At 41.7% G+C, this 20,997-nt stretch carries 10 protein-coding genes; 1 reads left to right on the top strand and 9 read right to left on the bottom strand.

Annotation, left to right across the window (positions count from 1 at the left end; translation table 11 throughout):
• Window positions 1–15 precede the first annotated feature (15 nt).
• The 9 genes from KSX81_RS18530 to KSX81_RS18490 form a co-directional block, all read right to left on the bottom strand.
• Window positions 16–2,151, bottom strand: coding sequence for an alpha-glucuronidase family glycosyl hydrolase (locus KSX81_RS18530; protein WP_004300837.1), 2,136 nt, complete (start codon window positions 2,149–2,151; stop codon window positions 16–18).
• Between the two features lie 165 nt (window positions 2,152–2,316).
• Window positions 2,317–3,294: a glycoside hydrolase family 43 protein gene (locus tag KSX81_RS18525; RefSeq protein ID WP_004300838.1), complete on the bottom strand. Its 978-nt coding sequence runs from the start codon at window positions 3,292–3,294 to the stop codon at window positions 2,317–2,319.
• 26 nt (window positions 3,295–3,320) lie between these two features.
• Entirely contained in the window at window positions 3,321–4,451 is a 1,131-nt protein-coding gene (locus tag KSX81_RS18520; protein WP_004300839.1) for an endo-1,4-beta-xylanase, read from the bottom strand.
• Between the two features lie 39 nt (window positions 4,452–4,490).
• A complete protein-coding gene (locus KSX81_RS18515; RefSeq protein ID WP_004300840.1) occupies window positions 4,491–5,906 on the bottom strand; it encodes an MFS transporter in 1,416 nt (471 codons plus the stop codon).
• Window positions 5,907–5,922: 16 nt separating this feature from the next.
• A complete protein-coding gene (locus KSX81_RS18510) occupies window positions 5,923–7,581 on the bottom strand; it encodes a sialate O-acetylesterase (RefSeq protein ID WP_004304379.1) in 1,659 nt (552 codons plus the stop codon).
• A 332-nt stretch (window positions 7,582–7,913) separates the two neighbouring features.
• On the bottom strand, window positions 7,914–10,136 hold the full coding sequence (locus KSX81_RS18505; RefSeq protein ID WP_004300842.1) for an endo-1,4-beta-xylanase: 2,223 nt from the start codon (window positions 10,134–10,136) through the stop codon (window positions 7,914–7,916).
• A 24-nt stretch (window positions 10,137–10,160) separates the two neighbouring features.
• On the bottom strand, window positions 10,161–11,537 hold the full coding sequence (locus KSX81_RS18500; protein WP_224440855.1) for a glycan-binding surface protein: 1,377 nt from the start codon (window positions 11,535–11,537) through the stop codon (window positions 10,161–10,163).
• Window positions 11,538–11,578: 41 nt separating this feature from the next.
• On the bottom strand, window positions 11,579–13,225 hold the full coding sequence (locus KSX81_RS18495; RefSeq protein ID WP_004300844.1) for a RagB/SusD family nutrient uptake outer membrane protein: 1,647 nt from the start codon (window positions 13,223–13,225) through the stop codon (window positions 11,579–11,581).
• A 19-nt stretch (window positions 13,226–13,244) separates the two neighbouring features.
• Entirely contained in the window at window positions 13,245–16,418 is a 3,174-nt protein-coding gene (locus KSX81_RS18490; RefSeq protein WP_004300845.1) for a SusC/RagA family TonB-linked outer membrane protein, read from the bottom strand.
• 395 nt (window positions 16,419–16,813) lie between these two features.
• On the opposite strand from KSX81_RS18490, the gene KSX81_RS18485 reads away from it, so the two are divergent.
• The gene (locus tag KSX81_RS18485; protein ID WP_004300846.1) at window positions 16,814–20,947 is read left to right on the top strand and encodes a two-component regulator propeller domain-containing protein; all 4,134 of its coding nucleotides are present in this window, start codon (window positions 16,814–16,816) and stop codon (window positions 20,945–20,947) included.
• The last annotated feature ends 50 nt before the right edge of the window (window positions 20,948–20,997 follow it).

The following is a 20,997-nucleotide window of genomic DNA, read 5'->3' as shown; positions in this document are numbered from 1 at the left end:
AAGGAATATCTTTATTTACTTACTAAACCCATAAGGTGGACATTCAAAATTGGTAATATCCAATTTGTATTCCATCATATCTTTCAACTCGTGTATGGGACGTTCCAATTCGTAAGGTATCGATTGTCTGCTGAATTGCTGGAAGTAAAGCAAACAAGCATCCCGCCACCAGACAGCATCCCGTGCCTGAATCTTCAGGCGGTGTTGCACATCACGAAATCGTTCGGAATCAATATACGGTTCCATCCTGTCCCACACTTTTTGAAAGTTTCTCACTTCGTTTACACCACGATCATACGCGTAGCACAGTTCTGCCCAAAGTGTACATCCGCTCTTCATCTGATGATTCCAAGGGACATGGTGAAACCAAAGGAGCAGATTCTCCGGACAGGTATTCACATTGTCCAGTTGCTCGCATAATGGAGAATGGTATTGTCCGGTAGCATTACTTCCTGTACTGCTGCGGTCGAAACCTATTCCCGTGTTGTCGGCACGGTGGTAATAAGGAGGCAGCCAATCCGGGCGGGCATCGGGAATATCACACCAGGGTTCCGGTCCGTAATGATGTCCCCATGCAAAGATATGATGCAAGCCGAGAGGCATCATGTAGTCTACTACTGCTTCTCTCGATTTCTGAAGCACCTGGGAGTTGAGAAGGGAGAGTTGAGCGTCGATTTGCTCTTTTTGAATGACTTCTCCTGCCGGAGTATCGGTTTGCGCACCGGTAACGGGAAGAAAAGTCTGTTTCAACCATTCTTCTCCTATCTGTTCGGAAGAGAGCGAATGTTTCCATGCCAATCGTCCGAAAGCATACCAGTTGGCTTGAGCAAAAGGATGTCCACACCAATTAGTATCATCACCGATGTTTGCCACTCCGGAAATAGCCGTGAGCGGATGAGAGAATAAAGAACCATCTGTCACACGGGCAACGGTAGAGCCTTTGCCTTGCAGATAAGTATCACTGTCTAAACACTCTTTCCACATAGGAGCAAGGAATGCAAGATGATTGGAAAAACCAAGATACTCTTGTGTGATTTGAAATTCGGGCATAACTGCCGTCTTTTTCATGGCTCCGAACAACGGGCTGAATGGTTCACGGGGTTGGAAATCTATCGGACCGTTCTTGATCTGCACAATAACATTATCCCGAAACTTACCATCCAAAGGTTCAAATTCAAGATAGGCTTGTTTGGCACGGTCGCTGTCGGTAGGAGAATAAACGAAAGCGCGCCACATCACAATGCCATGATAGGGCCTCAACACATCGGCAAGCATATTGGCTCCTTCGGCATGAGTGCGTCCGTAGTCACATGGACCGGGCTGTCCTTCGGAATTAGCTTTCACCAGGAAACCTCCGAAATCGGGAATCAGGGAATAAATCTCTTTGGCTTTCTGCTTCCACCAGTCTATCACTTCTTTATTTAACGGATCGGAAGTGGATAAACCGCCTAAAGCTGCGGGAGAAGAGAAATTGATAGAAAGATATATTTTCAAGCCATAAGGGCGGAAAACGTCGGCCAAGACTTTGACTTTCTGCAAATAATCATTAGATAGTATCTTAGGACTTGCATTGACATTGTTTATTACAGTGGCATTAATGCCGATAGAAGCATTGGCACGAGCGTAGGCTTCATAACGGGGAGAGACAACAGACGGAAGTTCGTCCCATTTCCAAAGTGAATGTCCGGCATATCCGCGTTCGATTGTACCATCCAAGTTATCCCAATGATTCAGGATACGAATTCGATAATCAGGTCGTTCGGAGATATTGAGGGATTGCAAAGCTGATTCCGGTAGTTGTCCGGTAGCTTGCAGACGGAGTAAATGATACGTTCCATAAAGTACTCCTTGTTCACCGGAAGAAGCTATCGTTATTTGATTGCCACCTTTGGAGGTCTGAATCGTATATCCCTCATTTCCAAGTGCACGAAGTTCTTTATTGTTCCGGACCTCCAAAGTAACCGGGATTCCTCCCTGCCAGAAGTTCTGTAATTCGGAAACCGCAATACGTAATGTAGGTGATTGTTTCTTGCTGGTAATTTCCGCTTTCGCTCCCGATGCATAACGAAGCCACAAGGCACTTCCATCTTCTGCCCAAATAGAAGAAAAGCAAAAAAACAAAGTGAATGTCAATGCAAATATATTTCTCATAGTACAAAGTATGTTATCACAATTAATTTACAGTATGATAGCATAAGTAAATTAAGCATTCATAGTTAATAATAACCGCCTCTACCTGAAAAATCCCTATTACCTAATATTCTGGTAAAAGTAGGTATGTTTTTCAAATAGAGGCGGTTGTTTTAATGTATCCTATTATTCATCTTTTCCCTCGATAGTAATGATTCGCCCGTCTGCATCATACTGAAGTTCACAGACTTTCAAGCTACGGAGCCAAGTCTTTCCCTCTGATGGTACACAATCGTGATGAAACAGATACCACTTACCTTTAAACTCTACAATAGCATGGTGAGTAGTCCATCCTACCACCGGAGTCAGAATGACTCCCTGATAAGTAAACGGACCATAAGGGTTATCACCTGTTGCATAGCAGAGCAAATGAGTGTCTCCCGTAGAATAGGAAAAATAGTATTTACCATTATATTTATGCATCCACGAAGCTTCGAAGAAACGGCGTTCCGTATCCCCTGCTGTCAATGGCTTACCGTCTTCATCCAGAATTACCACTGCACGGGGTTCTTCGGCAAACTCCATCATGTCTTCACTCAAACGAGCAACACGCGACGGGATTGCCTCCTCCTCTCCTTCCGGCAAAATGGCAGATTCCAAGGCTTTATTATTACGGTAACGTTGAAGTTGTCCACCCCACAATCCACCGAAATATATATAATAGTTACCATCTCCGTCATCCCATACAGCCGGATCGATGCTGTAACTTCCTTTCATCGGATTAGCTTCCGGTATAAAAGGACCATAAGGTTTATCACTCACAGCTACCCCGATACGAAATATATCATTCTGATCTTTCAATGGAAAATACATATAGTACTTACCATCTTTACAAACCACATCACAATCCCATAGTTGACGGCCCGCCCAAGGAATATCCTCTGTGGAAAGCACCACTCCATGATCTTTTATTTCACCGTTCATCACATCATCCATAGAATACACGTGATAATCTTTCATATTGAAATGATCGCCATTATCATTTTCAGCAATACCACTTTCCCAATCGTGCGAGGGATAAATATACAGTTTGCCATCAAATACATGTACGGCAGGGTCAGCCATATAATCACCGGGAACTAAATATCTTTTTTCTGTTTTCATGCTTTTTCGGTTTTTCTGTTAGAAACTTATTTTGTTTTTTCAGCCTCTTTGATAATCAGGCCGACTACCGGCTTCGGCTGATAATTGCGATCAAAAAGTAACGGATAATCCGTGCGGCCTCTCATCGGCCAGTCATTACGCCAAGAGTTCTGATCGGCTACTCCCCAAAGAGTAACCCTGGTGATAAGGTTATGATGTTTCAGGAACAGACGGAAAAAGTCATTCATTCTTTCAGTCCATGCTTTCGATACCTCTTCCGGTAATCCATCCGGATAAGGATTCATCTCTTTCTTATATTCAAAGGAAGCGGAAACTTCTGCACCTACATTGGGATTCGGTGATGGTATCACCGTCAAATCCAGTTCTGTTATCATTATCTTCACTCCTGTTCCGGCAAAGGCCAGCATACTCTTCTCAAATTCACTGATTTTCGGGTAGTCCATGCCGATGTGTCCTTGCATACCTATGGCATCAATACGGATTCCACGTTTTTTCAAATCGTTCACCATTTTCACGACGGCTTCTCTTCTGCCCGGTTGGGCCATTGAGTAGTCATTGTAGTAAAGTTCGGCATCCGGATCAGCCTCGTGTGCATACTGGAAAGCCAATGGGATATATTCTTCCCCCAGAATCTCATAAAACTTTGTCTTGCGATATGCTCCATTATCTTCAATCGCTTCATTTACTACATCCCAGCCTTTGATACGGCCTTTATAGCGTTTCACGATGGTAGTGATATGGTCTTTCATCCGTTTCTTCAGGACTTCCGGAGAAACATTATTCCCGTCCTTATCTACGCAAAACCAAGGAGCCAATTGTGAATGCCAAATCAGGCAGTGACCAATGATAGCCATTTGATTGCTCTCACCAAAACTGACAAATTCATCTGCCTGCGCAAAATTATACTTATTTTCTTTCGGATGAATGACAGAAGACTTCATGCAGTTTTCCGCCACGATGGAATTAAAATTCTTCTTTACAATTTCAACAGCTGCGACATCCTTACCGGAACTTTGATGTGTGTTCACTGACACGCCAATCAAAAACTTGTTTTTCAAAGCCTTTTTCAGCGAACTTCCATCTTTCGCAAAAACTTCTCCATAAGAAAAAGAAAACATCACTGTCAATAACAACAGAATTATTCGTTTGAGTTTCATACGTTATATTTTTGAGTAATAAACATTCTACTATCTTATCTATTCGCCTTTTTTACAGCGCGATTCTATCTCCTCATTTATATTGTCAATCACATTATCTTCCAATTCATATTTAGAAATAATGAACATAGCGACCAAAAGCAACAACGCCGGAATAACGGCTACGAGCCACAGTATTCCCTGTTCGGCAAAAGGCGATTGTGACACTTCATTTGTCTGGTCGAATCCGACAAAAGCCATAACAAGTCCCGGTACAACTCCTCCAAGAGCCATTCCCGCTTTATAGAAAATACCAGTCAAAGCATTGACTATACCCGAAATACGTTTACCATGAGTATATTCGCCATACGAAATTACTTCGGGAACCAAAGCCCACATATACCCTGTCGCAATAATGACTCCCGTCGATTTTATGAACTGCGCCACAAAGACCAACCATATCTGCGTTTTGAGTACCGGAACCACAGAAATAATATACAGCAATGCCATACCCAATATAGCGACTGAAAGGAATACATAAAACATTTGCTTTTTTCCAATGGCACGTTTAATGGCAGGTACCATCGGCATGAAAATGAATGCGGGTATCGAGCCCAAGGCCATGAAATAAGGTAACATCTCCGGTGCACGTACATTATAAATCATATAATATGAACCGGCAGAATTACCAATCGCCATCATTGCAAAAGCAGTAATGAAAAAGAACGCCAAAATACGCAAAGGTTTATTTCTACAAAATTCTACCCACAAGTCGGACACTTTTACTTTAGATGTCTCCTCCTGATCCATAACCACACGCTCCTTCGTCTGGTTAAAGCAGAACATCAATAACGCCAATCCGATAACAGCATAAATAGTCATCGTAATAAACCATGCGTTAGCAGATGCAGTAGTATTGATTTTACCATCGGGAGACAACACCTTCACCAGTATCGGAATACCGTATGCCACAGCCAAACCACCCAAATTGGCAAGAAACATACGCACTGACGTCAACACCGTGATTTCATTCGTATCGCGGGTAAGTGACGCATTCAGTGCTCCATAAGGCACATTAATCAATGTATAACACATGGATAATCCAACGTAAGTGAAATAGGCATAGAACAGTGAACCCGAAAAGCCGTTCCAAAAACAAAGAATAGCAAAACCAGTCAGCGGAATTCCTCCCCAAATAAGATATGAACGGTATTTACCTAGTTTAGGATTGTGTTTATCGACGAAAGCACCCACCAGAGGATCCCAAAGGACATCCACTATCCTGACAATAAGAAACATCACGGCTGCCACTTCCGGTTTAAGTCCATATACATTGGTATAAAAAATCAGCAGATACATACATACGGTCTGGTAAATAAGGTTTTGCGCCAAATCACCGGAACCGAATCCTATACGTTGAAGCCAAGAGAGTTTATAGAAACCTTTCGCTTCATTGGTCTTTATTGTATTCTCCATAAAATAGATAAATTGGTCATTTTCTGTTTTTCGTATTCATTTCTATCAAGATAGCTGCTGCCACTCGTTGCCCTAGCGTCTTTTTATCCAATGGATGAATATCATTCCATTCTCCTAAATCACTATTTTTAATCAGAGTAACATTTTTATTTGTATCGGCTACTTCCGCCTGCGCTTTCCGGAATTCCGCCCAGGCAGTGCGTCCTCCTTTATCTGTGGGTGAAAGGAAATCCGCCAGCTCAATGATATAGAAAGGCATATCCGACTTATTCCATCGTTGTCTCCAATCGCTAATCATAGCCGTCAACAAGTCTTTATACTCATTTCTGCGTGAGACATTCGATTCTCCCTGATACCAGATAACACCAGATACCGTATAGTTCAGCAAAGGAGCAATCATTGCATTATACAGTCCTGTGGGTTTATAATGAAAAGCCGTTTGTCCCGGAGCAGCGGGCATAGGAGCACCGAGATGATATTTCCAACTCCCCTCCAAATTGATCTCCGATTCTCCTTTTTCCGGCTGACCTTTTCCGAAAAGGATTTTATAAGGCTTTTCCTTTACAAATTGAGGACGACCGCCATAACTGAAAAGGCGTATGGTTATTGTATTTTTTCCGGCTTTCAACAATCCGGCAGGAATGGTGTAGATACGGGGAGGATACTGATAAGAGACAGTCCCCACAAATGTGCCATTTACATAGACCGAATCTGCATCTACGATGCATCCCAAACGAAGAGTCGCTTTCTCTCCCGCCTGTTGTGCAGACACCTGAAAGTCTTTACGGAACCAGTGGGAGCCATTGACGGTATTCAGTCCGTTTGTTGCCCAGCCGGAAGTAAACAAATCTGTTTCTGTCCAATTGCTATCATCATAATCGGCAGCATACCAAGGGGTAGCCTCATGCATCCCTTTATCTCCCTGAAACAACGCCACATTCCAGGCATGACTTTTCTTCCTCTCCTCTTTTTTCATCGACTCCATCAAATCGTCTGACTCATAGATACGCTTTTCATTCAAATAAAATGGAAAAGGCTTCAACCCTCCCTCACTGATCCACGCTTCTACCGGTGAACCTCCGACACTGGAATTTATGATTCCTACCGGAACCTTTGTCTTTTGATAGACATCTTTAGCGAAGAAATAGGCCAAAGCAGAGAAAGGCATCACATTTTCAGGAGTCATCGCTTGCCAGGAAATTCCCGGAATATCTGCCTGCGGAGCATGAAAATTATAGAGCAGAGGTGTTTTTATATAGCGTACCATCGGATAGTTACTGTCCGTAGATATTTCATCGCGAAAACGATCTGTAACCCGTGAAACAGGCAATTCCATATTCGACTGTCCCGAACATACCCAAACATCACCAATAAGAATATCCTTTAATTCGATATCATTAATGGCCATCGTATAAGGTCCGCCAGCTTTCAATATAGGCAAAGTCACTTTCCAGTTACCTTGTACATCAGCAACAGTCTTATATTTCTTTTTCAGGAAAGTTATATCAACGGTTTCATCAGGATCAGCCGTTCCCCAGATATTGACAGGTTCCCCACGCTGAAGTACCATTCCGTCGGAAACAAGAGTCGGAAGTTTAACCTTTGCTCCGCCCAACAAGGCGAAGCAAAGGAACACAACTACTAACCCTACCTTATAAAACCAATACTTATTCATTCTGTCTTTTCTTTTATATGTCTTTATTTCATGATAATTTAGCAAGAGAAGAAATCCATCGGGATTCCACTTTGCAAACTTAGGAAGTTTCTTCCCACTTACCCAGAAATTCTGATTCAAATCATTACTCGCTTGTTACATCATCGTTTACGTATGTTACAAAAACTTGTTGCAATGTTACATTCAAGCTGAAACCACCGATAAACAAGAGGAAAGGGAAAGTTTTAGAACGAGCGGATTACAGTAGTTATTGTTATTCATTTAATCCACTCCAAGATAATAACAACTACTGTAACCCTCACTCTCCCCTTCTTTAATCGTTATAAAATCATTTATTCCAAATCTCCGGTAAAGTCTCCGCTGACATCTTTACCAGCCAAACCATCGGCCACTCCCTTATAAGCATGTTTACGTGCATAATTAGCATCCCAAAGGTTCGGAGCATCATTCGGTATCCAATTCACATGTTCTTTTTCATTGTCCGATACTCCCCAGATGGTAATACCATATTGTTTGTCCGCTGGGATATACTTCTTGTACATATCAATGACATACTGATACATTTCTGCCTGTTGTGCCAGATTTTCAGTAGTAGGCGACGAAGTGTTAACCTTAATATCCAACTCGGATACTTTAATCAACTTGCCGGTAGCACCCAGTTTCTGGAACATTTGAGCAATATTGTCTTTATTGGAATCAATAGCAATATGCATTTGTGTACCAATACCATCCACTGTGGCCCCTTTGCTTTCGATGTATTCCACATATTTAATCAGACCGTCACACTTATTGAGGTTATATTCCAGATTATAATCATTGATGAATAGTTTATCATCCGGATTTCCATACTGACGGGCAAGTTTGAAAGCTTCTACTGCATAGTCTTTCGGAGTCAGGAAATAATCTTGCCAGTAGAATTCATCAGAAGCCAGATCAGTTTTGCCTTTACCAGTCTTAATGTCTGATGTTTTTCCGTCATCCATTGGTTCATTGACTACGTCCCATGCATGAACATAAGGTTTGCAATGGGTAACCATCTTTGAAATCCAGTCTTCCATAGCATCTCTGATAATCTCGGCTTTTTCTTCGTCGGTCTTCTCAATGATAGTAGGACCGGAAGCACGAGTGACAGCACGTGTCTCCACCACTTTCTCCGACAATACGATATTATCTATATAATAATCACCCGCACTAACTCCGAAATTGATACAGAATCGATTCATATCCTCTTTAGACACTGTAAATTCTTTCTTAAATTCTGTCCAAGTCGTACTCACATTTCCATCTACATAGCATTCACCTGCATAACTCGTTGAGTTCTGAATTTGAATTTGGAAAGTAGTTGAGACACTTGCTTTAATCATAGCAGAGAACTCATAGGTCTTGCCGACTTCCAAAGGAGTATCAAAGCCATATCCAGCCTGTGCCTTATATGCATTGCCCGCCCCTCCGTCAACAGAACTAGTCAGCTTCATCGAATATGAACTTCCATATCCTTCACCTTCTTCCGAAATCGCGGCCTTTCCACTACTCCAAGCTCCCCAAGGAGTAATAGCTTTGCTTTCAAAATCTCCGTTAGAAATCAGATTAACCACAGTAGGCTCCGCATCTTTGTCTGTCACAACAATATTATCTACATAATAAGTCACATCCGGCAAATAACCAAACTCAAATGCAATCTGAAATGTAGTACTAACAAAATCATTCACCGTAATCTTCACCTGCTGCCATTGAGACGTCGTCTCAAAAGCTTCCGTCCAACTGCCACCTGTAGCATACCAATCCTTATATGGATAATTATTTCCTAACCCATCAAAAGTCAACCGGGCTTTACCGGGATTATCCGAACGGACAAAAAATGAAATTTCATAATTATGCCCACTTACTGCTGAAATGTCAGGAGTATATAATTGCACAGAATGAGCAGCCGTTACAGAAGATCCTACTGTAAATTTCAATGCTTTGGAAGTAGTTGTCAGTCCTTCCCCTTCCACAATGGACATCGCATCACTTCCATTTTTACGATTCCAGCCATCAAAGGTTCCATCTTCAATGCCTGACAGATCCAACAAATTACTGCCCGCCGGTCCCGGAATAACTTCCGGTGCAATCAGACTATTCAGATAACTCGCATTCTGATTAGTGTGCCAAATCAGACAGTGTCCATAAATGCTTATACCCGCTTCTGTAGTCTTTGTAAACAATTGATCTACCTTATCAAATTTCAAATTCCCTTTAGAATCGACCATAGGACCGTGCTTCATGGCATATCCTATCGTCAGATCATTAAAGTTCTCATTCACAATGGTAGTCGTTGTCTCGTCACCAAGATATTCATCCATCCCCACTCCGATACCCAACTTAAAGTTGGGATCGGATAAATATTCTTTCAACGGCTTGTAACGGGAAATCTTTTCAGCCAACTGTAAAGGCAGTTCGGAAGAAGTAACCGCTCCATGTGTAGGGTCTTTATACCACTCCATCTTATTATCGTCACACGATGTCAATATCAGCACCGACAAGGCAACAAACGGAAGCATATTTCTGTATTTCATAATCTTTTCAATTTAAAGTCATTATTATTCTGCATCCTCTTCTTCGTCCGGGAAATCGGTATATTCCGGCTTCGTCAAAGGTACGACACGCCAGTTATCAATATAAATCTTCACGGAAGTTGCTTTGGATAGAAACTCTGTTTCTTTATCCGAGCTCGCACCTGTGATCTTATCCAATGTAATATCAGAGTTCTCAAAATAGAAACCGAAGTTGGCATAAGAAGCAGATGCACGGGTAGCGGTCACATCGGCAAAAGTGGTCCAAGCTCCGCTGGATGCTTTCGATTTGTAGAATTCACTAAACGGAACAGTTACAGTCTGCCAACCGGTTGTCTGGAAAGGAACAATCTTTCCGTCTACAAGCCACGGTACGTAATTATAACAGTCTCTCTCCCATTCTCCACCGTTGAATCCGTTCTGACCACAAATCTTCAGGAATCCGGATTCAGACCAAGGTTCGGGCACATAAATTTCAAACTGAATAGCACATTCGGCAACAGGAGTTTCAGCAGGGACACCCAGCGTCAACCAGTCAGGATCAGTGCCATTACCAGCTGTCCAAACTTCAGCACAACGATTCTTCGCTGCTGCCACCGGCAACTGTCTTTCTAATGGCAAACGACAGTAAGCACCTTGCGACACATTACCTTCACCAATCGAAGCTGATTCCAGTTCGGTTGTTTGAATCATACTTTCAGAATCGCCCCATGCCCCTTGTGCACCCACTCCGTCGAAGTTCAACAACAAGCCTTTCTTATAATTGAAATAGGCAGGAGAATAAGCACCACCATTCGAACCTTCTACGAAAATAGAACCGCCCTCTTCAGAAACTCCGGCAGGCATATCCACCATAAAATATTCACCGTCAAGATCAGAAATAATACCTTCTGTCACCACCACATTTCCGGGGAAAACGACTTTTGCTATTTCCGTCAATCCACTTCCATAAACAATGATAGGTTCACCTACATTCGGCATACAGTTGGAGATTTTCGTTATAGACGGTGCAGCAGCACGAATCTGGAAATCATAAACGTATTCACCACCATCTTTTACCAAACGAATTGTATTACGTACATTCTCGTCTGCTTCTGTAGTCGGAACTTTACTGTTCACACTAACCAGAAAAGATTTATTCGAAACAAATACCGGATTAAAATAACAGTTATATCCATTAATATACACTTTCTTCAATCCGTTGAATCCTTCACCTTCAATTCGGATCAGTTGTCCCAAACGGGCAAAATCAACCAAACGGTCAGGAACATTCGACTTCGCGTCTTCCAGATAGATCCCTGTTATGTTCATCACAGAACTTCCGCCATTATCGTCATCGTCGTCGCACGAAACAAATGAACAAGAGCAGATGAGCAGACTCACCAATAAGCCAAATGCTTTCATACTATTTTTATATATCAAGCTTTTCATTCGTATTCTCGTTTTTAGTTAAACAAATCGGTTATTCTGTCTTCCTTAAATGCATAAGGCATAGGATCCGCTTTCAACAAAGGATTTTGCACAGTCTCCGATTCCGGATAAGGAAGAAGGAATATACTGGAATCGACGTCACCTATGGCACGCTTCGTTTCATCCGAATCCTCGTCTCTCTTCAAAGTCTGTGTATCCGCATCCCATACTACAGGAATAGCAGTACCCCTATCCTGTCCGGTGATATAATTGAGTACTTCCTGTTGTTTATAATAAGCTCTACGTACCAAGTCATACCAATACTGTCCTTCCAGACAAAGTTCCAGTCTACGCTCACGACGAATATCTTCGTAAGTAATCGAATTTTGGGGTTCCAAACCGGCACGCTTGCGCACTTTGTTAAAGTATTCCATTGCATCGGCATCATCTGTTGAAGGATTATTTCCCAATATAGCTTCTGCATAAATCAGATATACTTCTGCCAGACGCAACATGTAAGTATTGATAGGAGTACTTCCGGAAGTGATCTTCGCATTATCTTTGCTAGAACCACAAACATATTTCTTACAATAAATTCCGGAAACAGTACCCGATGCTTTCTTCTCACAAGTATATCCTCCGTTTGCTTTCTGTATTTCAGGATAATGATCGCCATAAGCCATCCAAGTCGGCTGACGCCGTTTATCTCCTTTTTCATACTCCCAAATCACGTCCGGTTGTGCAAAAACATAACCGCCCCATGCACGGTCATTACCGGTAATAGCCGACTCACAAGCAAAATAATCCTGTATCGTATTACATTCCCCATACGTACCATTACTAACCCATTGTAAAGCAAACAGTGTTTCCGAGTTGTTATTTTTATCAATCATAAACAAATCGGCATAATCAGTCATCAGTTCAAAATTTCTGTTTTCTATCACTTTTAAAGCCGCTTTCTTTGCCAAATCCAGATAGTCCTGATTACGGGTCGCACTATTAGGGTTACTACTATAACCGGCATACGTCAGATAAACACGCGACAACATGCCAAAGGCACTGTATTTATTGACACGTCCGGCAGCAGAAGAAACCTCCGGCAAATATTTTGCCGCAAATTCCAAGTCACGCATCGCAAATTCATAGACATCACTTACCGGGCTAGTATTGACAATTGGATTAGCCACCAGTTCATCCGTATCCTCATTTATAATAACATTTCCCCATAACATCGCCAGATAGGAATAAGCAACTCCACGCATGAACCGTGCTTCAGCAATATATGGGTTCTTCACTTCTTCGCTATTGGATGAGTTACCTTTGATCCCGTTAATAATCTTATTAGTTTGCTGTACTATATTGTATAATGAGCCCCAAGCCGAAACTAACGGCCCCGTCAATCCGGTTTCGGTCAAATCGGCAAAAGGATAGATATAATTAGAGGTTGTCGCACAAAGGTTGAATCCGCGTCCATCACCCAGTCCATAATAGAACTTATCGTTAAAGTCGAACCACACCTTATTATACAAAGGAGCTGTTGCTGCCCGGAAATCATCTTCCGTTTGATAAAAGTTATCTCCTGCGATATTGGAGTTATCTTCAGAATCGAGGAAGTCACTGCATCCTGCAAACGCCAAAGCTACAGCCAACATGAAAGAGTATATATATTTACTTGTTTTCATATTTAGTCACTTTAAATGATTAAAAGGTTAAATTCAGACCGAATGTATAAATTCGCGGAGAAGGATAACGATAGTTATCAAAGCCTGTAAGCAAAGCGTCCTGATTGGCAGAACCTATTTCCGGGTCCATCCCTTTGTATTTTGTGAATGTATATACATTCTGCAGGTTACAATAAAGTTTCAGATTCTGAATACCAATCGGTGCCAACCATTTACGCGGGAACGTATAGCCGAAAGAGATAGACTGAATACGCAGGAAAGAACCATCTTCCACAAAGCGGTCACTGAAACGATAATTGGAATCATCTGTCCCTTTGGCAATAGCCATACGGCAAGCATAAGGGTCACCGCCTACAATCTGTATATTCCGATAATCATCCGGACCATTCGGATCAATCAAAGCCAGTTGTGCATAATCCAACGCCGATTTCAGGATATTATTATTGCCCCGTGGATTTTCAAGTTCACGACGCCCCCAGTTTACAACTTCATTTCCCACCGATCCGGTCAGGTTAATGCTCAAGTCGAAGCCTTTATAAGAGAAAGAGTTACCGAAGCCGAAAGTAAAGTCCGGTTCAGGATTACCGATATAAGTACGGTCCTGTTCATTGATAACACCGTCTTTGTTTACATCTTCAAAAATATAATCACCAATCCAGATACTATTCTTGGAAATCGACATACCTTCAGGCAATGCTACCGGCTTAATTGCTCCAGAAGCATCTCTATAGTAAAAGTCAGTAGCCTTTTCAAAGCGGCCAATCACTTTATAACCATAAAACTGTCCGATAGGGTTTCCTACTGATGTACGTGTCAGTACGGTTATTGTTTCGCCTGTCTGATTACTCTTATCTATCAGGCTGGTTGCCGTATCCAGCGATTTTACTTTATTACGGTTCATAGAGAATACCACGTTACTTCTCCATTGAAATCCGCCTTTATCAATATTCACTGTATTTAAAGTCAACTCAAGTCCTTTATTCTCCAAAGAACCCACATTCTTCCAGGGTGCGGAAGTAGAGCCCTGACCTGAAGTTCCCACGTAAGCAGGAAGAGGCACTTGCAACAACAAATCATTTGTTTTCTTATAATAAATATCGGCTATCAATTCAATCCTGTTCTGGAAAAGATTAATATCAAGTCCCAGATTACTTGAATAAGTAGACTCCCATTTCAATTCGGGATTCGGAGTATTGCCAGCCAGCAACCCTGTTCCCCAAACGGTAGCAACAGATGAATAAATGGCTTTATATGCATTATTAGGCACATTCTGATTACCTACAACACCCCATCCTAAACGCAATTTCAGATTATTAATAATATTGTTGTCTTTCAAAAAAGATTCATTGGAAACCTTCCAAGCCAAAGCAGCCGACGGGAACCATCCCCAACGATTATCTTTGTAAAATTTGGAAGAACCGTCGCGACGAAGAGTAAATGTCAACAGATATTTGTCATCGTATGAATAGAACAGACGGCCGAAATAAGATAAAATCGAACTTTCTCCACTATTACCATTATTCTTGGCTGTTGCGGCATCTCCCAATGTCAGGTCGGTTGCGGCATTGGACAAATATCCCATACGGCTTCCCATCAGATATTCCCATTTGCTCTCCTGCATTTCCTGACCAATCATTGCATTCACATTGTGCACTCCAAAAGTTTTCATGTAATTCACGATATTTCTCCAACTCCAGAACTTATTATATGATTTGGAGAAAGTCCCCTGACGGTCCGTATTTTCAATCGCACCAAAAGTATATGAGGGATCAAATTTATAAGTATTAGTTACCCCATAATCGAAAGACAATTCCGTTTTAAACGTCAGTCCGTCAATGATAGTAGCTTCAGCATAGGTGTTTGCCCGAATACCCATTTTCTCATTGCGGTTATCCTTAATCATGGCAAGACCCACCGGATTCGTTTGTACCCATTCGTCCGTATCCGGTCCGTCAAATGTGCCTTCAGCATTACGAACAGCCACACTCGGACTCTGCAATAAAGCAGTTCTAATCAACGACTCGTCAGATACAGTCAATTTCTGACGGGAATTACTAAACGCAAAGTTAATACCCATTTTTAAATAGCTCTTCACCTGGGCATCAAAACTACCTCGTAAGTTCAGACGCCTGAACCCTGAACCAACAGCAATACCATCCTGATTGAGGTAACCTGCTCCCAATGCATAGTTACTTTTATCAGTACCTCCGGTCACAGAAAGATTATGACTGGTCATCATAGCTTTAGAGAACATCTCATCCTGCCAGTCTGTACCCTCACCTAGTAAATCCGGACGAACAAAGTTATTATCCTTGTTCACTATTCCCCAATCATTTCCCGAATAGTCTTTTCCTGAACGAACATTCTTATGCTCCGCATATTCACGCAGATTCAGCATATCCAGTTTTTTAGGCATTTCCTGCCATCCTATATATCCGTCATAAGTTATTTGCGCCTCACCCTTCTGTCCACGTTTGGTAGTAATCATAATCACACCGTTTGCAGCTCGCGCACCATAAATAGCAGTGGCGGAAGCATCCTTTAATACGTCCATAGAGACGATGTCCGAAGGATTGATAGATGCCAGTGCATTATCACTTCCCGAACCTGTGGAACCGTCGATGATAACACCGTCAATGACAAAGATAGGTTCATTGGAGGCATTCAAAGAGTTGATACCACGAATACGGATGGAAGAACTACCACCGGGCATACCGCTATTAGCCTGTACCTGCACACCAGCAGCACGTCCTTGCAGTACCTGGTCAACGGAAGTCACTACAGATTTCTTAATGGCTTCATCGTTGACCGATACAACAGAACCGGTCAGGTCACTACGTTTCATCTGACCATATCCAACTACAACTACTTCGTCTAATACTTTTGCATCTTCTTTGAGGGTAATATCAAACTGCTTTTTCCCGGCTACAGGAATCGTTTGTGTCTGATATCCGATAAAAGAAATCTTCAAGCTACCTTTGGCTGATACATTCAACTTAAAATTACCATCCAAATCGGTAACTATACCATTGGTAGTGCCAGCTTCTACTACACTGGCTCCGATAATCGGTTCGCCCGATGCATCTTTGACCACTCCCGTCACGGAAACAGTCTGTGCCAATACCCATACAGGAAAGAGGCAGAAAAGAATGATAAGACCTAACGGTCGAAAATAATGATTTGTGCTTTCCATAAAATCATTTTTTTAATTAATAATGATAGTGGTTAATCCAAGTTATAGGTTTTTCTCTTCTTATTTATAATAAGGAATAGAGTAAGGAATTCATGTTTCCATAAGCAGTTATTATTTTAAGGTGTCCGACAATTCATTTTTTTGGTTAATGCAAATTTATGGATAATATATCAAGCATAGGTGGAGATTTTGTTTCAAGCAATTGACAGGCGGTTACATACACTTGCATGTACGTTACAAGCTATTGCACACCCGTTACATACCCCTCCCAGAAGCATCCCTAAAGGGTTTGCACGTAACATCAGTAAAAGGAAAAGTAACAAAGCTAATGCTATTTTAATTTAATATAGTATCTTTGTCTATATAAAAAGCACCAATAAACCCTGCTTATATTAATGAGTATGAAAGCACAAATCCTATTCCTTTTTTCCATATACTGTTTCCTGATAGGAAGCACTCCTGTTATGAAAGCACAGACCGGCAAATTCTATTCAACAGACAAAGAACTTTCCAACAGTCTGATCAATGCCGTATATCAGGACCGGAAAGGATTTATCTGGATAGCTACCGAAAACGGACTTAATAAATTCGACGGGACACGTTTCTCGATCTATCGACATAATGCTACGGATAGCACCAGTTTGAAAAACAACTATGTACGGACATTATTCGAAGACAGTCGCGGTAATTTCTGGATCGGATGCATCAATGGCTTACAGCGATATGACCGCGCCACAGACAACTTTCACGAATTATTCATCTCTCGGAAAGACGGACGAAAGAATCCTCATATCACTTCCATTATTGAACGCCGGAACGGAGATCTTTGGATAGCAACTTCCGGACAAGGCGCCATATCCCTAAAAAAGAACAGCAATCCCGCCTCCTTCCATATCGAAACCGAACTGACAGACCGGATAGGTAGTAACTACCTGAATGTCATTTTCGAAGATTCCCGGCAAAATTTATGGATTGCTACAGAAGAAAAAGGACTTTACCGTTATTCTCCGGAAAGTAAAGAGCTTAAAAGCTATAAAGCACCTTATCATATAGCAGGTGATGACGTTTCTGCCATTTGTGAGGATGCACACGGACAAATTTTCGTAGGAACCTTGACAAAAGGTCTTTTCAGACTATCATCCCGACAGGAAGGAAACTTCGAACCTGTCCTCTACCAAAACCGGATGAATTTGAATATCCGGACTCTCATCATTGATACCCGTGGAAAACTTATCATAGGAACAGACGGTGAAGGAGTAAAAGAATATCAGCCTCAACAAGATATTATTGTGGACAGTGAGATTAATGCGGGTCCCTTTGACTTCTCCAAATCCAAGGTTCACTCGTTAATCGAAGATAAAGATCACAATTTATGGCTGGGCATTTTTCAGAAAGGTTTGATACTAGTGCCCGGCATTTCAAATAAATTCGACTACTACGGCTACAAATCAATACACAACAACACCATTGGTTCCAGCTGTGTTATGGCTATTCATACAGATGAACAAGCTACAATCTGGATAGGTACGGATAACGACGGATTATATGCCATAAACGATCAGGGAAAACAATTACGCCATTACACCCATCAGGCAGGTAATCCCCAATCTGTCCCCGGCACTATCCTATGTCTCTATGAAGATTCCAATCAGGAACTTTGGCTAGGATCTTACTTCGATGGTCTGGCACGGATGAACAAACAAACCGGAACATGTCAAGATGCCACCTCGCTTTTACAAGGAAATCTTAACGCAGGCAAGCCCAAAGTTTCCTGCATCATTGAAGACAAAAACAAGAATCTCTGGGTGGGTACTTATGGTTCGGGCTTATACAAAATCAATTTACCAACTCAACATGTCACCTATTACGAATCTACCCGCAACGAAAACGATGACTGGAGTATCAACCGTCTTCCGAACGATTGGATCAGCTACCTACTGGAAGATAAAGAGGGAATGATATGGATCGGCACTTATAAAGGTCTGGCCGTACTCAATCCTCAAACGGACAATTTTATCAATTATAAAAAGCAAAACAATCTCCTCCCCGGGTATGTCGTTTACAGTTTATTGGAAAGTAGTAATGGAGAGATCTGGGCTGGTACTTCCGAAGGATTGGTCTGCCTGAATAAAGACAGACTAACACCTGTACTTTTCACTACTGCCGATGGGCTCCCCAGTGATATTATTTGCGGCCTGGCTGAAGACGAGAAAAAAAATATATGGATCAGTACCCATCAGGGAATCTCCAAACTGAATCCTCCGGAAAAGAAGTTTATCAACTATTATGCAGGCGACGGTCTGCAAGGAAATGAGTTTACACGCACTGCTGTATTTAAAGATAAACGCGGCAAGATATTTTTTGGAGGTACCAATGGAGTAACTGCTTTCTACCCCCAGGATATCACCGAAATCAAAAAAGAAATGAATGTATTGATTACCGGCTTTCACGTTGCTAACCGCCCTGTGAAAAAAGGGGATAAATCCGGCAACAATGTCATCACTGATACTGCTGTCATGGATACCGAGCAATTTACACTGGCATATAATGAAAATACATTCAGCATTGATTTTTCTGTTTTGGAATTCAGCAATCCCGACCGGATTAGTTATCAATATAAGATAAAAGAATTAGGCGATGAATGGATCAGTACGCAACCGGGAACAAACCGGGTGACTTATAGCAGTCTGAAACCGGGGAAATACACTTTCTCCGTACAGGCACGCGACCATAATAATTTCTCTAATATCCGCACAGTTACTATTGCCATCACTCCACCCTGGTACCAGACCTGGTGGGCAAAAGTAATCTGGGGATGCCTCGGAGCATTACTAATCTATGCTCTTACCATGTATATTCTGTCACGTATCCGCCACCGGCAAGAAGTGATGCGACAAAAACACATGGAACAGATTAACGAAGCCAAATTACAATTCTTCATTAATATCTCACATGAAATACGTACCCCGATGACTCTTATCATCAGCCCGTTAGAGAAACTGTTAGCCGAACATTCCGAGAAACAACCGGTTTATCTCATGATTTACCGGAATGCCCAACGTATTCTACGTCTGATCAATCAACTGATGGACATACGAAAACTGGACAAAGGACAAATGCATCTGAAATTCCGGGAAACAGACATCGTAGGATTTATCAATGACTTGATGCAAACATTCAATTATCAAGCGCAAAAAAAGAACATCACATTTACTTTCGAAAAAGAACTGGAAGGTGCTGATTCTCTGAAAGTATGGATTGATCTAAATAACTTTGACAAAGTATTGATGAATGTCCTTTCCAATGCTTTCAAATATACACATGAGGGAGGAAATATCGAAGTGTCATTGAAAACCGGTCACAACGATGCCTACCGGGGTGCTTTGAAAGATTATTTCGAGATAGATATCACCGATAACGGAATCGGTATTGACAAAAACAAAATAGAACAAATATTCGAGCGTTTCTATCAGATTGACAACGACATGACACAATCTAATTTCGGTACAGGAATCGGACTGCATCTTTCACGGTCGTTAGTGGAACTGCACCACGGCATCATCAAAGCAGAAAACCGCGAAGACGGACAAGGAACCCGTTTCGTCATCCGCCTGCCGTTAGGTAGTAATCACTTGAAAGCAGAGGAACTGGAAAATCCTGAAGAAACCGGAAGCGAACCAACAATCTCCCAACTTCCCAAAGATTCCATCTATGAAACGGAAGAAGAAAACAAAACTAACGAGTACAGGAAACCCAAAGCAAAAACACGTTATCGCGTCTTAATCGTAGAAGATGATGAAGAAATACGTCGCTACATACGTAGCGAACTGGATAGTGATTTCCGTATCTACGAATGTACAAATGGACGGGAAGGACTGGAAACCATTTTGAAGGAGAAACCCGATCTCGTCATCAGTGATGTTATGATGCCCGAAATGGATGGAATCACTCTCTGCCGGAAAATAAAACAGAATATCAATATCAATCATATACCTATTATATTATTAACCGCCAAATCGAAAGCCGAAGACCAAATCGAAGGACTTGAAATTGGAGCAGATGCTTATATCGTAAAACCATTCAACACTGAATTATTACGAACTACTATCAGTAATCTGATAGCCAATCGGGAAAGACTGCGTGGCAAACTGGTAGGTGAACAACAAGTAGAAGAAAAAATAACAAAGATAGAAATGAAGTCCAATGATGAGATCTTGATGAGTAAAGTAATGAAAACCATCAATGACCATCTTGCCGACCCTACCCTTAATGTAGAGATGCTGGCAGCCAACGTTGGAATGAGCCGCGTACATATGCACCGCAAATTAAAGGAGTTGACTAATCAGTCAGCACGAGATTTCATTCGTTCTATCAGACTGAAACAAGCTGCCAATCTGCTACGTGAGAAGAATCTAAGCGTTTCGGAAGTTGCATACGCTACAGGCTTCTCCAACCTCTCTCATTTTTCCAATACATTCAGAGACTTTTACGGAATTTCACCGAGTGAATATAAAGAACAACAGATGTAACAAACAGAATTAGACTTGTTACAAACAAGAATCTAAATTAGAAAGAAAGC

Origin of the sequence: Bacteroides sp. MSK.18.37 (genome assembly GCF_019129155.2) — a bacterium.
Lineage (GTDB): Bacteria > Bacteroidota > Bacteroidia > Bacteroidales > Bacteroidaceae > Bacteroides > Bacteroides ovatus.
Note: the sequence above shows the minus strand (reverse complement) of the source record. Positions and strands in the feature narration are given on the sequence as shown.

Excerpts from the sequence above, each read along its gene's own strand:
- KSX81_RS18515 (WP_004300840.1), bottom strand. The coding sequence starts at position 5,906 with ATGGAGAATACAATAAAGACCAATGAAGCGAAAGGTTTCTATAAACTC.
- KSX81_RS18525 (WP_004300838.1), bottom strand. The coding sequence starts at position 3,294 with ATGAAAACAGAAAAAAGATATTTAGTTCCCGGTGATTATATGGCTGAC.
- KSX81_RS18485 (WP_004300846.1), top strand. The coding sequence starts at position 16,814 with ATGAGTATGAAAGCACAAATCCTATTCCTTTTTTCCATATACTGTTTC.
- KSX81_RS18500 (WP_224440855.1), bottom strand. The coding sequence starts at position 11,537 with ATGAAAGCATTTGGCTTATTGGTGAGTCTGCTCATCTGCTCTTGTTCA.
- KSX81_RS18505 (WP_004300842.1), bottom strand. The coding sequence starts at position 10,136 with ATGAAATACAGAAATATGCTTCCGTTTGTTGCCTTGTCGGTGCTGATA.
- KSX81_RS18520 (WP_004300839.1), bottom strand. The coding sequence starts at position 4,451 with ATGAAACTCAAACGAATAATTCTGTTGTTATTGACAGTGATGTTTTCT.
- KSX81_RS18510 (WP_004304379.1), bottom strand. The coding sequence starts at position 7,581 with ATGAATAAGTATTGGTTTTATAAGGTAGGGTTAGTAGTTGTGTTCCTT.
- KSX81_RS18530 (WP_004300837.1), bottom strand. The coding sequence starts at position 2,151 with ATGAGAAATATATTTGCATTGACATTCACTTTGTTTTTTTGCTTTTCT.
- KSX81_RS18495 (WP_004300844.1), bottom strand. The coding sequence starts at position 13,225 with ATGAAAACAAGTAAATATATATACTCTTTCATGTTGGCTGTAGCTTTG.
- KSX81_RS18490 (WP_004300845.1), bottom strand. The coding sequence starts at position 16,418 with ATGGAAAGCACAAATCATTATTTTCGACCGTTAGGTCTTATCATTCTT.